General features: G+C 71.9%; 9 protein-coding genes and 1 pseudogene. 5 read left to right on the plus strand and 5 right to left on the minus strand.

All coding sequences use genetic code 11. The annotated features are described in order from the left end of the window. Positions 1-172 precede the first annotated feature (172 nt). Both ACWCXB_RS36045 and ACWCXB_RS36050 read right to left on the minus strand, forming a co-directional pair. On the minus strand, positions 173-631 hold the full coding sequence (locus ACWCXB_RS36045) for a hypothetical protein (RefSeq protein WP_450728637.1): 459 nt from the start codon (positions 629-631) through the stop codon (positions 173-175). Next, entirely contained in the window at positions 628-3,825 is a 3,198-nt protein-coding gene (locus ACWCXB_RS36050) for a M36 family metallopeptidase (protein WP_450728639.1), read from the minus strand. The genes ACWCXB_RS36045 and ACWCXB_RS36050 overlap by 4 nt, the downstream gene beginning before the upstream one ends. A gap of 243 nt (positions 3,826-4,068) precedes the next feature. Here ACWCXB_RS36050 and ACWCXB_RS36055 point away from each other — a divergent pair, with 243 nt between their 5' ends. Beyond that, positions 4,069-4,878 (plus strand): N-formylglutamate amidohydrolase, encoded by an 810-nt coding sequence (locus tag ACWCXB_RS36055; protein WP_450728641.1) that lies wholly within the window; start codon positions 4,069-4,071, stop codon positions 4,876-4,878. 104 nt (positions 4,879-4,982) lie between these two features. Here ACWCXB_RS36055 and ACWCXB_RS36060 read toward each other — a convergent pair. Further along, positions 4,983-5,264: pseudogene (locus ACWCXB_RS36060) on the minus strand (helix-turn-helix domain-containing protein); the annotation flags it as partial. A gap of 11 nt (positions 5,265-5,275) precedes the next feature. Here ACWCXB_RS36060 and ACWCXB_RS36065 point away from each other — a divergent pair. Beyond that, a complete protein-coding gene (locus ACWCXB_RS36065; RefSeq protein ID WP_450728643.1) occupies positions 5,276-5,539 on the plus strand; it encodes a hypothetical protein in 264 nt (87 codons plus the stop codon). Between the two features lie 217 nt (positions 5,540-5,756). Here ACWCXB_RS36065 and ACWCXB_RS36070 read toward each other — a convergent pair whose 3' ends face one another. Both ACWCXB_RS36070 and ACWCXB_RS36075 read right to left on the minus strand, forming a co-directional pair. After that, positions 5,757-6,713 (minus strand): FAD binding domain-containing protein, encoded by a 957-nt coding sequence (locus ACWCXB_RS36070; protein ID WP_450728644.1) that lies wholly within the window; start codon positions 6,711-6,713, stop codon positions 5,757-5,759. Further along, positions 6,710-9,307 (minus strand): molybdopterin-dependent oxidoreductase, encoded by a 2,598-nt coding sequence (locus ACWCXB_RS36075; RefSeq protein ID WP_450728646.1) that lies wholly within the window; start codon positions 9,305-9,307, stop codon positions 6,710-6,712. The genes ACWCXB_RS36070 and ACWCXB_RS36075 overlap by 4 nt, the downstream gene beginning before the upstream one ends. A 264-nt stretch (positions 9,308-9,571) precedes the next feature. On the opposite strand from ACWCXB_RS36075, the gene ACWCXB_RS36080 reads away from it, so the two are divergent. The 3 genes from ACWCXB_RS36080 to ACWCXB_RS36090 form a co-directional block, all read left to right on the plus strand. Then, positions 9,572-10,720: a low temperature requirement protein A gene (locus tag ACWCXB_RS36080; protein WP_450728648.1), complete on the plus strand. Its 1,149-nt coding sequence runs from the start codon at positions 9,572-9,574 to the stop codon at positions 10,718-10,720. Between the two features lie 217 nt (positions 10,721-10,937). Further along, positions 10,938-11,504: a TetR/AcrR family transcriptional regulator gene (locus ACWCXB_RS36085; RefSeq protein ID WP_450728650.1), complete on the plus strand. Its 567-nt coding sequence runs from the start codon at positions 10,938-10,940 to the stop codon at positions 11,502-11,504. 72 nt (positions 11,505-11,576) lie between these two features. Further along, the coding region (locus ACWCXB_RS36090) for an AAA family ATPase (protein ID WP_450728652.1) at positions 11,577-13,980 on the plus strand (2,404 nt) is incomplete at its 3' end.

The raw sequence follows: 13,980 nt of genomic DNA on the forward strand, positions 1-13,980 counted from the left end.
CGAGGAGGCGAGCCCGGAGGGGCCCCGCACCACCACCCACCCACAGCAGCCGCACCAAGCCCGTCCGGCGCTTGAGGACGGACACACCGGGTGCCCACCCGGTTCCGGGCAACACCGGACGCGCGCCCGGCACCGGGCAACACCGCACAGACCCCGCCCACCGCCGGAGGCGTCAGCGGATGACGCGGACGGTGATACGCAGCTCCCGCGGGCCGGACGGTCCCGTGCCGGTCGTCCGTACGACGACCTCACCCGGGCGCTCGGCGCGGATCTCCCACTCGCGATAGCCGGGATCGGACTTGTAGGCGACGGGCACGAGCGTGACGCCGGTACCGTCGACCGAGGGCGTCTCCCACTGCAGGTGACTGTCGAGTCTCAACGGCACCGTCGCTCCCACGGCCAGCGTCACCGTCCGCCCGTCGTCGGCCTCGGTCAGGAAACGAGGCGTGGGCGTGGACGGCGGAGCCGGTTGCGGCGGCGACGCGGCCGGTGGTGACGCGGCCCGGGACGACGCGGCCGGGGACGACGCGGCCGGTGGTGGTGACGGCGAACGCGGATTCGTGCAGGCGGCCGCCGCCACCCCAAGAACCAGGGTCGCGGCGGCCGCACTCAGCACACGTGCCTTCGTCATACGAGCGGTACGTTGATGCAGGTCAGGATGCCCGCCTGCGTGGTGAGTTCCGCATTGGTCGCGTCCGGGTCGAGCCGTACCTTCTCGGCGTTCTGCACGGCCTCCAGGAACGGAGTGTCCGCCTTCAGATCACCGTCGGTGTCGACCAGTTCGTCCGCGTCGAAGGCACCGTTGGCGAAGTTCAGCCAGGCGGCGAGAAGTTGACGGTCCAAGGCCCGCTTCGGGTTCAGCAGGGTCAGGAAGAGGGTGCTCGCCGCCTTCTCCTGCGTGGACACGTCGACGATCTCCGAGAAGACCGCGCTCGAGTGCTCGACGATCTTCAGGTAGCAGTCGAGCCGCTCCTTGCCGAGCCCGGTGAGGTCCCCGGTCAGGTACTTGACGTACCAGACGTCGGCGAGCAGGGACAGCGGCGCGTTGCCCTGCACGATCAGCGGGATCGCGTCGGTGCCGGTGCCCCCGTCGTCGTCGCGGGCGGTGAAGGACAGGTTGTACAGGCACGGCTTGTCGTACGTGTGCGCCTGCGAGTCCGTCACGTCGCGCGGCTGAACGCTGGGGCTGCGCGCCGGGTCCGGGTTCGGCGGGTTGACCAGCGAGGTGGTCGCGGTGCTCGGCGAGCCGTCACCCCAGGACCAGGTCATGGTCTCGTCGTCGCTGCCGGGGTCGGTCACGCGCGCGGCGTACGTCTTCTCCTCCCCCGCGTGCACGACGAGCGTCCTGCCGCCGGCCAGCTGGACGGCCGCCGACGTGTCGATCGCCGCCTTCGGGTCGACGTTCGCGACGGTGATCTCGGCGTCGCGGCAGGTCGTGGTGTCGTCGTCGCTGCCGCACACCTTCACGGTGAAGGTGCCGTTGTCGCCGAAGACGACCTGCCTGCTGAACGTGAGGGTGGCGTCCGGCCGGTTGTTCTCCAACTGTCCCGGCAGGGGTACGGGCTTGCCGTCACCGGGATCGATGGTGGCGGTCAGCGGGTCGAGCCAGCCCGGGTCGGTGACTGTACCGCTGACCGTGAGGCTGCCGCCCTCCTCCCGCGGCCCCGCGACGGTGATGCTGATCGCGGGCGCGACGTTGGTGACGGTCACGGTCGCCGTGTCGGTGTCCGCTCCCGCCGCATTGCCGACCCGCAGGCCCACGGTGTACGTACCATCCTGGCCGACGCGGTCGAACACCGGGCTGACGCCGGTGGCATCGTCGTAGGCACCGTCGCCGTCGAAGTCCCAGGCGTACGTCGCGCCTCCGCCGGGGCTCGTGCTGCCGCTCGCGTCGAGCCGTACGTCCGTGCCCTCCTTGGTGGTGTACGGTCCGCCGGCGTCGGCGGTGGGGCGGCAGCTCGCCGGGAAGTCGGTGGCCGGGTTGGCCTGGCCCTGGCTGGGCGAGGTGGCGCCCGCCCCCATGCCGCGCCGGGCGAAGACGCCCCACAGCAGGCACTGGTCGGCCCCGCCGTTGTCGGCGCGGTCGGCGGCGAGTATGCCGTCGCGGGCGTCCAGGAAGTCCGGCGTGGCCGGGGTCAGCTTCATCCCGTCGACCATCAGCTGCTCGTGCCGGCGCTTGCCCGCGGCGTAGCCGTGCGCGCCGATCAGTGCGCTGCGCATGTCCCACAGGACGGTGGCCCAGATCTCACCGTCGTTGTGCGACTCGCAGCCCTCGTTGCACAGGTCGCCGTAGGTGAGGGTGCTCTGGTCGTAGCGGACGCGCCGGATGCCGGTGGGGCGACCGTTGTCGTACTCCGAGAAGAGCGGATCGTTGAAGTACGTCGTCGACAGCGCGTCGCTCCAGCCCTCACCCAGGGCGTCCGCCTGCACGCCGCCCCCGAGCTCGCCGCCGCCGACCAGGCGGTTCGACAGGCCGTGGCCGTACTCGTGGATGACGGTCTCGCCGTCCATGCTCTCGTGCACGTCGAGGAAGCCGTTGCCCTCGTACGTGCGGGACACGAACAGGCGCATCGTCGGGTTGGCGCCGTCGGCCGGTGTGGAGAAGTTGGCGTTGCAGCAGTCCCCCGGGTCCTGGCTGTTGCCCTGGTAGTCGACGTAGACGTCGACCCGGTCGCCGCCCGCCCCGCCGTTGCCGAGGTTGTCCTCCTGGAAGTTGCCCGACGCCTCGTCGAAGCCCAGCTCGTAGAGGAAGTCGTGCGCCCTGTTGACGTAGTAGAAGGCCTGGGTGACGACGGCGTCCCGGTCGGTCGTCATGTCCGTGCCGCCGCTGGTGCGGTAGGCGTCGGTGAAGGTGTAGTCGAAGTGCTGATAGGCCGGGTCGCCCTGCGGCGGGGTCTGCGGCTGGTGGCCGAGCGACTCGGGTGCGTCGAGGTCCTGCGAGGCCTCGGCGTTGTTGCCGCGCGTGGTCCTGCCGTCGACCCAGGACCGGCCGAGACCGCTGAACGGCACGGTCTGCTGGTCCGAGACGTCGGGGTTCTGACCGGTGTGGACGCGCCCCTGCGGGCCCTCGTTGTGGGTGAGGTCGTTGCGGAGGAGGATCCTGCCGCTCTCCGCGTCGACGACGGTGTCGTACAGATGCCCGTTGTCGGCGGTGAGCGTGGTCCGCCACGCGGGCCGGGCGGTGCCGTCCGCTAGCGGGAAGGTGACGCGCTCGGCGGTGACGGTCCTCGGCTCGTCCGTGCCGACGGCGCCGGCTGCCCGCCGCACGGCAGCGCCCTTGTCCAGCTCGGCCGTTCCTCGTGCGTGCGCGCCCGGTACGAGGCTTCCGGTGGCGGTGACGACACGGCCCTGCTTGTCGACGGCGACCTGGAGCCGCGCGCCGTGCACGGGGACGCCCCGGTCGGTCTGCCCGATGAACACGTGCTGAAGTGAATTGTGCTTCGTCCGGTACGCCTTCACGACCTCCAGGCCGTCGAGGTCGGCCGCGGAGAGTCCGTACAGCTCGGCGTGCTCACGTAAGAATGCGAGCGCGATGGCCTGCGGATCGCCGCTCCTGGCGGCGCTCAGCGCCTTGCCCTTCCCGAGCGGCGACACGAGCCGGGGCGTACCGTACCGCCCCCAGCGGACGGCGGCGCCCTCCAACTCCCGTGCCGCGCCCAGCTGTCCGGCCCGTGGCGGGACGCGTTCGTCGCCTCGTACGTCGATGTTCGGATACGGCCTGTCCTGCCGGTCCTCGGCGGCCGGTCTCTCCTCCCGGCCGGCCCGGTCGGCGGCCGTGGCGGTGGTCACCGGCACGACCGTCGTCGCCGGCAGCGCCAATAACACCGCCCCTAGGATGAATGCCCGAGCCCGGGCACCCTGTGCGCGCGTGGACAGCATCGCCTTCCCCCGTTCCCCCGTTGACTGATCCGGGTCCATCGGCAGCGGACCCCGGGCAACGGTATGTGGACATGACAAACCAGAGGAAGGGTCCATAGGAGGCTGGCGAGAATTCGCCTCGGACGGGATTTCGACTTCGGGCCGTACGTACAGTTGTCGACAGGTACGAAGAGAGGACCGAAGACCCGCGTGAACCAGACACCCGAGCCGTTCCAGCTCGTCCCCGGCGCCGACGACTCCCCCGTCCTCCTCCATGTCCCGCACTCCGCACGGGCCGTGCCCGAGGCGGTCCGCAGCGGCATCACCCTCGACGACCGCGCTCTCGAGCGCGAACTGGACCACATCACCGACGCGCACACCGCGGAACTGGCCGCCGCGGCCGCCGAGGCGGCGCCCCTCACCCCCTGGCGGTTCGTCAACGGCCTCTCGCGCCTCGTCGTCGACCCCGAGCGGTTCCCCGACGAGCGCGAGGAGATGCTGGCCGTCGGCATGGGCGCCGTGTACACGCGCACCACGCACCGCGAGCAACTCCGGCCCGCGGACGTCGACCCGCAGCCGTTGATCGACCGCTACTTCCGTCCGTACGCGGCCGCGATGACGTCAGCGGTGGCCGGCCGGCTCGCCGCCACCGGGCGGGCGGTCGTCATCGACGTGCACTCGTATCCGACCGAGCCGCTGCCGTACGAGCTCCACGGCGAGGGCCCACGCCCGCCGATCTGCCTCGGGACCGATTCCTTCCACACACCCGCGTGGCTGCTCGCCCGGGCGGAGAGCGCGTTCGGGAACTTCGGCGGCACAGGGGTCGACTCCCCCTTCGCCGGGACGTACGTCCCCCTGGACCACTACGGCAAGGACGACCGCGTCAGCGCCCTGATGATCGAGATCCGCCGCGACGTCTACATGCGCGAGCCCGGCGGGCCTGCGGGCCCCGGCATCACCGCGCTGGCCGCGGCACTTGCGGAACTGGTGGCCGCGGTGTCGCGGCCATCGGTGCGGTAGAACCCGCACAGCGAACTGGGGGGCCGGCCAAGGTGATGGCACTGCTCTGCACCGACGTCATCACCGGAGAGCCTCCGAATCCCGGCATCGCGCAGCAGGCTCGTCTACACCCTCGTGCGCTGACCGCGGAACGCGGCGCGGTAGCCGTGCGGCGTGGTTCCGGTCACTCGCTTGAAGCGCTCGCGGAATGCGGTGGGCGAGCCGAACCCGGCCTGGTCCGCCACGCGCTCGACCGGGTCGTCGGTGGTCTCCAGCAGGTACTGGGCCCGGCGGACCCGTGCGCGCAGCAGCCACTGCAGGGGCGTGGTGCCGGTCTGTTCGTGGAACCGCCTGCTGAAGGTCCGCTCGCTCAGCCCGGATCGGGCCGCCATGGTCTCCAAGGAAAGGACATCTGTGGATGGTGGGGTTCCGCCTCTGCACCGGTACGGATCGGACCGTCAGGCACTTCTACGTCGTCCGGGCCGCCAAGGACGAGCACGACGCCCGGCAGCTTGCGGCACGGCTGGCCGATTCCCTCCCGGAGCGGGAAGCGCGCGAGTACGCGCCGCTCGACGAGACCTGGACCGAGGTCCTCCTCCTCCGCCGCGACGCCCTGGGGAACTGGCGCCCGTCGGCCCACCGTCCCAGGGCCGGTGCCCATTCTCCGACAGCTGTTGGTTGACCCGGCTCCCTGCGTGACGTCGGCCTTCAAGACGTGGTTGTGGTCTTGAAGGCCGACGTTGTCGCATGGGGAGGGTGTCGATGTCGTTGCAGCCGCGGGAGCCGGGGGAGGTTCCGGTGGAGACGGTGCGGGTGGCGCGTGCGGATGCCTCCTCTGACTGCCGGATCGCAGGCGATCAGCAGCGGGACGAGCGGGACCGGCCCGGGGTGAGCGTGTGTCAGGCACGCTCGCCGTGGATCGCCTTTTCGAGCACGTCCAGCACGGTGTCGCGCAGCAGCTCGACTTTGTAGCGGGTCCCCGGCAGGGGCGTGCAGCGGGCGGTGGCTGCGGTCGCGGCGGTGAGCAGGTTCTCCGGGGTCGCCTCGCGTCCGAGCAGGGCTTCCTCGACCTCCGGCAGCCGCAGCGGAGTGTGGGCGATACCGCCGGCGGCGACCGCGACCGTGGTGACGATGCCGTCGGAGACGGTCGCGCGGGCCACCGCTTCGACGAGCGGCCATTCCGCCTTGGCACGGCTGATGGCCCGGTTGTAGGCGGCCCGTTCGCCGGGAAGCGGGGCCGGGAGGGTGACGGCGGTGAGGATCTGCTGCGGGGCGAGCAGGTGGTCGCGGGCGGGGTCGGGTCCGTCGCCGTACAGGTCGGCGACGTTCAAGGTCCCGAGGCCGTGCACGTCGGCCTGGGCGTCGTAGGCGAGAAGGGCGATCGCGATCGACGACGGGTGGGGGGCGATGCAGGGGCCCTGGTCGATCACCGCGGCGTGCACATGGACGCCAGTGCGCGCGGGACAACCGTCGCCGCCGTCGCGGTGGCAACTGAAGTGGGGATTGCGGTAGTACCAGCAGCGGTTGTGCTGGAGCAGATTGCCGCCGAGGGTGCCGGCAGTGCGGATCTGCGGTGTGGCCAGCGCGCCGGCGGTCTTGGTCAGGGCCGGGTAGTGCGCCTGCAGCCCGGCGTCGGCAGCAAGCTCGGCCACACCGGTCAACGCCCCTATCCGCGTGGTCCCGTCGGGATGGCGGATGATGCCGTGCAGTGCGGGAAGCAGCGGGATCTGGACGCACGCGCCGTGGGTGACCCCACCGCGCCGGCGGGCGGTCGTATCGGTGCCGCCGGCGCGCAGTTCCCCACCGCTGTCGAGAACGGCGGCCGTGGCCTCGTCGAGGGTGAGGGGCTGGTTCACGGGCGCAGTCCTTCCAGGAGGCGGTCCGGGCGGATCGGGAGGTGGTGGGGGCGCCATCCGGTGGCGGCGTGGACGGCGTTGCCGATGGACGCCGCCACCGGCATCGTCGAGACCTCTCCCAGTCCGACGCCGCCGCCGTCGACGTGCTCGAAGCCCTCCTCGTGGAAGTGGATCTCGATCTCGGGAATGTCCCCGATGCCGGGGATGCGGTAGTCCTCGAGATTGTCGGACAGCACGACACCGGTGAGGGTGTCGGTGACGCGCTCCTCGTACAGGGCATAGCCGATGCCCTGGATGATGCCGCCCTGGCACTGGCTGACGGCGAGCGCCGGCGCGTAGATGCGACCGGCGGCGATCCCGCCCCAGACGCGGGTGACGCGTGTCCGGCCGAGGCGGGTATCGACCTCGACCTCGGTGACATGGACGGCGCCGCTGAAGCCTCTGCCGACGATCAGGTGGTCGAGTTCCATGGGAGTGACATAGCCACGGCGGTCCCGTGGGCGCTTGCCGACGACCCGAAGACCCTCCGCGCCGGCGAGAAGCCCCTCCACGGTGCCGCCGCCGGTACCGGCCGACGCATCCCCGGCTCCCAGGGCGGCGCGCAGGCGAGCTGCGGCGTCGCGGGCGGCGGGGGCGATGGACGTGGTGGTCCTGCTGCCGCCGGATGTGGGTCCGTGGACGGTTCCGGTGCGACCGATGTCGACGCGTACCCGCCCCGGAGGCAGGCCCAGTTCGGCGGCGATCACGTCGGCGATGACGGACCGGGAGCCCTGGCCCATGTCCTGGGTGGCTGTCCGGGCGACCACAGTGCCGTTCTCCACGGTGAGTTCGACCTTCGTTCCCGGGTCGAGGAAGTACATCCAGTTGGCGGCGGCAACGCCCACGCCGCGCCGGAAGCGGCCGGTCCCGGAGCCGATGGCCGGCCGCTTCACCCACATCGGCAGGGCCGCAGCCGCGTCGTACAGGGCCCGCCGCTTGGCGTTGCCGTCCCAGCGGCGGCGCAGTGCGATGGGGTCTTCGCCGCGGCGGTGCGCCGTCTCGTCGACGGCCTGCTCCAGGGCCCAGGCCAGGGGTGGTCCGCCGGGCCCGCGGAACGGGGTGGCGGGAGGCCGGTTGGTGACGATGTCGTAGTCCCGCAGCCGCCGTGGCGCGTGCCCGTAGATGAACTTCGCCAGCACGGCCACCCCCGATCCGACGGAGATGCCACCGTTCCCGTGCACATCGAGGGTCAGCGCGGCCAGGTTCCCCTCGTCGTCGGTGAGCATGGCGATGTCGGCGCGGGCGCCGGGCCGGTGACCGCCATCGGTGAGTTCCTCGGCCCGGCTCAGGACGACCCGTACCGGGGCGGTGTGCAGCCGGGCCAGTTCGGCCGCGGCGACGATGTCGTCGGTCATGCCGAGCTTCGAGCCGAATCCGCCTCCGACGTGCACCGCGGTGACGTGCACCTGCTCGGGCCTGAGCCCGAAGCGCTCCGCGGCCTTCTCGGCGACGGCGCCGATGGCCTGGGTGGAGACCCACAGATGAAGCTCGCCGTCGCTGTCCCAGGAGGCCAGGCAGGCGTGCGGCTCCAGCGGGGTGTGGGTCTGGGGTTCGGCCGTGAAGGTGGCCTCGACGAGACGCCGGTCGTCGCCCTGCTCGCGAGCCTGCTCGATCCTCCTCACGGCGAGGCCGCCGCGCCGGCTCAACCGCACCGGGCCTCTGACGTTCCCGTTCCACCTGGCGGGGATCAGGACACCCTCCGCGGAGCTGGGGGCCTGCTTCCGGTCCTGCTTGGTGGGGTAGACGACCGCACTGTCCGCCGTCTCGGCGCGGGCCGGGTCGACGGCGGAGGGCAGCACCTCGTACTCCACCCGGACGTTGGCAGCGGCTTTTTCGGCCTCGGCGAGGGTCGGGGCGGCGACGGCGGCTATCGGCCTGCCGATGTACCGGACCGTGCGGTCCGCGGGCAGCAGGTCGACCAGCCGGCCGTCGCCTCCGGTCACGGACCTGACGCGGGCGTGGGCGTGCCGGGACCGGATCATGACGCCTTCGAGCAGACCGTCCGGCCGGATGTCCGTCGTGTACAGGGCCGCCCCGGTGATCTTGTCCATCGCCTCGACACGGGCCGGCGGAGCACCCTCCTCATCGATGTCGTGTGCACCGGTGCATGCCGCGGCGACGGCGGCGTAGATCCCCTCGTACGCGCCGCAGCGGCACAGGTGTCCCGCCAGCGCGGCGGCAATCTCGGCCCGCGACGGGGCGGTGTCGCCGTACTCCGCCCGCCACCGGTCCACGAAACTCGACGCCTCCATCACGAACCCGGGCGTGCAGTAGCCGCATTGCAGCGCGTCATGGGCGGCGAACGCCCGTTGCACCGGGTGGCCGCCCCCGAGACCTTCGACGGTGGTGACGGACCTCCCCTCCAGGGCTGCCGCCGGCATCAGGCACGCCACCCTCGGAACACCGTCGACGTGCACCGTGCACGCCCCGCACACCCCCGCCCCGCAGACGAGCTTCGTTCCGGTCAGCCCCAGAGTCTCGCGCAGGACCTGGGCCGCCGTGGCGTCCGGTTCATGCCCGGCCTGACGCGCGGATCCATTGACGGTGACATCCATGAGCAGATTCCTCGGAGATGAGCGGCGGCTACCTGGCGGTGCCACGCTTCCGGACCGGGATGCTCCGTGGATGAGTAACCGGTGCTCATTCCGCCACGCACCGAGGCGTCTGACGATGAGACGGGCCGGTTGTCGTGGAGCGCCCACATACGGGCAGTGATGGATTGACACGTGGTGAACGAGTACGAGCGGAACCCTTCTCGGGGCGGGACCCAGTCTTCGGTCGGGGACCGGGGCCCGGCCGGGACGGACAGTGCTGCGGCGGTGTCCGGCACAGAACTCCGGCAGCAGCGGGCGGGCTGGACGGAACTCTTCTTCGACCTGGTCTTCGTGGTCACGGTCGCGCAGCTGGCCCACTATCTGGAAGGCGACCCCGGGCCGGCCGAATTCGGGGAGTTTCTGCTCCTGTTCGCCGCACCCTGGTGGGCGTGGCTTCAGTTCACCACCTACGCCAACGTCTCCGGTGGCACCGACCGCGTACGGAGCCGGCTGCTGATGCTCGCGGCGATGGCGTGCATGGGGGTCGTGGGTGTGTCGGTCCCGGACGCGCTGGGCAGCCGTGCCGACGTCTACGCCCTCGGCTACGCGGCGTCCCGGGTCGTGGTGTTCCTGATGTGGCTTCCCACGGCCCGGGATCCGGGGCAGGCGTGGCACATGCGCAGGGTGGTGTGGTTCAACGGCATGCCCCTGCTGCTGTGGGCGGGATCGGTGCCGGCGTCGATGCCCTGGCAGGCCGTGATGTGGATGGCCGCCCTGTTCTTCGAAGTCGTTTTCCTGATCGTCCTGCAGCGGCGTGCCCGTGAGGTCTCCTACCAGGTCTCCCACATGGTCGAGCGGGTGGGCCTGTTCGTCATCATCGTGCTGGGCGAATCCGTGGCGTCCTCGATCAGCTCCCTCGACGCGTACTGGTCGGCTGCCGGGTGGGCGGTCATGGGATGTGGGTTCGCCCTCTTCGCGGCCCTGTGGTGGGGATACTTCGAGCTGGCTTCGCAGGCGGCGGAGACCGCGCTGGCCGGAGGGGAGAACGCGCGCACCCGGGACATCCTCGGCTTCGGCCACTTCCCGCTGATCACGGCGCTGACCGCCATGGGCGCGGGCCTGGGCACCGCGGTCGCCGAACCCCATCATCTGCCGACGGGGGCCGCCGTGGCTCTGTGCGGCGGTCTCGCCGTGCTCCGGCTGACGTACTTCGTCCTCGCCGTACGCCTCGGACGCCCGGTCCGCACGGGGCTGTCGCGGATGCTGGCGGGCGTGTCGGTGGCTCTGGGGGCCTTGGCCCTGCACGCCCGCATTCCCGTCTGGGCTCTGGTGGCGGTCCTGGCCGTCGAGGCCACGTTTCAGCTGCTGAGCGGCGTCAAGGTGAACCGTGCCCGGGAAGCCGCGGCGGAAGCCGAAGCGGCGGCCGGAGGCTGAGGACCGGGGACCGGCGGCTCGGGGCTCCGGACGGGCACGAGGCTCGGCAGGCCCATTGACCAGGGGTGAAGGGCGCCGCCCTCTCGATCATTGAACGAACTGACGTATCGTGCATAAAATGTCAACCCGTAAAGGGCCGGTCGGCGACCGCACCGTGCCGCGGGCGCTCGCCCGCCCCGCGGTTCCGTCGCCGGCCCGATGATCAGGATCTGGAGTCATGGCCTCTCGACTCGATCAGGTACTCGACGCGGCGTACGAGACCTTCACCAAGCACGGTGTACGCCGCGCCACCATGGAGGACATCGCCAGGGCGGCGGGCATGTCCCGCGCCGCCCTGTACCAGTACGTACGCAACAAGGACGATGCCTTTCTGCGGCTCGCCGAGCGGCTGCACGGCGAGGCGCTGGCCCAGGCCCGAGCGGCCTCGGTCGCCGAGGGAACCGCCCGCGACCGCGTCCGCGGGATCCTCGGCGCCAAACTCGACCTCTTCCAGAAGGTGGCACAGGACTCCCCGCACGCCGCGGAGCTGATCGACACCGCGGACCGGCTGTGCGGGCCCGTCGTCCAGCAGTTCTTCACGGACCTGCACGCACTCCTCGCCGACGCCTTCGCCGCGGCCGGTACCACGACCGTGACCCCTGCGCAGGCCGCCGATATCGCCATCGCCCTCGTCCTGGGCCTGGAACGGAGCCCGGACGCCGCCGCACTGCTCCGCCCTGCCGCCGACGCCCTCATTGATGGACTCACCGAGGAAGAGCGGGCCGTGAACACGCCGGCCACCTAGCCACCCACACGCGGCCCCCCACCCGGCGCCGCCGCCCAGACGCCGCCCAATCCGCCGGAAGGATGATCCGTAATGATCGACATGTCCCTCGGCCCGGCGGGCCTGCGTTCCGTGACCGCCGCCGGCTTCGCCGACGTGTTCGTGGGCCGGCGCGAAGAGCTGGAGCTGTTCTCCCAGGGGCTTGCGGACGGGCGATGCCGCGCGTTCCTGGTCCACGGGCCTGCGGGGGTCGGCAAGTCGCGCCTGGTCGAGGAGTGTCTGGGGCGGGCGGAAGGACTGGGGCTCCGGGTCGCGCGGGCGACGGCGAGCGCGGCCGCGGCGGCGGTGCCGCTGGGTGCCGTCGCACATCTGGTGCCTTCGGGGGTGGACCTGTCGGATCCGGTGGCGGGCTTCGCGACGGTGGCGCGCCGGCTGGCGGCCGGGGCCGACGGGGTTCCGCTGGTGCTGCTGGTTGACGACCTGCACCTGCTCGATGCCGCCTCGGCGGTGCTGCTGCGGCAGTTGATGGACGCGGGTGTGGTGCGACTCCTCGGCACGATCCGGTCCGGTTCGCCCGCGGGAGAGGCGGTCGACGCACTGTGCAGCGGGGACGCGGTGTGGCGGGTGGATCTCGCGGAACTGACCCCCGCCGAGGTCGAGGAGCTGTTGCAGGCCGTGCTCGGCGGGCCCGTGGCGCAATGGACACTGCGTGAGCTGAACGCGGCCTCCGGAGGCAACGCGCTGTACCTGCGGGAGCTGGTCACCGGAGGGCTCCGGCGAGGCGCCCTGGTCAGCGACGGCGAGATCTGGGAGCTGGTGAGGGGACCGGTCCGGGGGACCGCCAAGCTGGATGAACTGATCGGTGCACGGCTCGCAGCGGTCGGAGCCGAGGCCCGTCCGGCGCTGGAGCTGCTGGCGCTGTGCGAGCCGCTGCCCCTGGCCGACGTGGAGCAGGCGGCGTCGCCCGATGCGGTGGCGGCCCTGGAGCAGGCCGGACTGATACGTGCGAGGCAGGACGGCAGGCGTACGTCGGTGGCGCTCGACCATCCGCTGTACGGCGAGGTGCTGAGGGCGGGACTGCCGGTGCTGCGGCGGCGGACGCTGCTGCTGCAGCAGGCGGCGCGGGTCGAGGCGCAGGGGATGCAGCGGCGTGACGACGCGCTGCACGTCGCGTCCTGGCGGCTGACGGCGACCGGGACCGCGGATCCGGCGCTGCTGGTCCGGGCCGCCGCACTCGCCCGGCACGCCCACGACTACCGGCAGGCCGCGGCGCTGCTGCAGGGCCTGCCCGAAGACCATCACACCACCGCGACTCGCCTGATGCTGGGTGAGACGTACTTCGAACTGGGGGATTCACAGCGGGCAGAGGCGGTACTGGCCGCTGCCGACGCGCATGCCACCAGTGAGCAGGACAAGCTGGCGGTCACGCTGGCGCGCGGCTTCAACCTCTTCTGGGGCGCCGCGCTGGCGGACCAGGCGCTGGCCGTCAACGACGCTGCCCGTGCACACGTCAGGAGCGCGGACGGCCTGCGGATGCTGCGGTACAGCGAGGGAGCCATGCGGATCGCCTCGGGTGACCTGGTAGCCGGAATGGCCTTGCTGGAGGACCTGGAAGAGGACGTCCGCCGGGCTGCCGACCCGGTGGGCTGGCTCACCGGCGCCATGATGAAGCCGCTCGGTCTCGACCTGGTCGGCCGCTCCCGCGACGCCGTGGCGTGGGCCGAACGGGCGTACGCCGCCCATCTCTCGGTCGACCACCGCACCCTCTACCCCCACCCCGCGATCCAGCTGAATCTGCTGTGCCACGCGCTGAGCAGCGACGGGCGACTGGCCGAGGCCCGCGAGGCGGGCCACCGCGGATACGCCGAACTCGCCGGGGCCAGCACCACCCCCATCCACCAGGTCTGGATGGCCCTGATCATGGGCCGCACCGAATGGCTGGCCGGGCATCCGGCCAGCGCCCGCCGCTGGTACGCGGAGGCCGCCGCCCTGGCCCGTATCCACCAGCACCCCCGGCCCCTGGGCCCGGCCCTGAGCGGTCTGGCGGCCTGCGCCGCCGTACTGGGCGACCTCGACGCGGCCGAACAGGCCTGCGCCGAAGCCCGGACCCAAGCATGGCCGGATGTGTTCGTGGCCCAGGAACCCACGGGACAGGCCTGGCTGCATGCCGCCCGGGGACATCTCGCCCGGGCCCGCGCGCTCCTCACTGACGCCGCCGTGCGCGCCCGCACCGCCGGCCTGGTCATGCCGGAGGCCATGCTGCTCATCGAGATCGCCCGCCTCGGCGGCGCCAAGGACGTGGCCGGGCGGCTCGCCGAACTCGCCCGGCGCAGCGACGGCGCCCTCACCCACGTCGGTGCTCGGCTGGCCGCCGCCCTCACCGCGGACGACCCCGACCAGCTCCTGGCCGCCGCCACCGCGCTCGAGGAGGCCGGTGCCGAGTCCCGCCTGGAACTGGACGGGCGGCAGCTCACCAGCACAGCGCCTGCCGACTCTC

The sequence above is a fragment of the Streptomyces sp. NPDC001514 genome, from assembly GCF_053597075.1.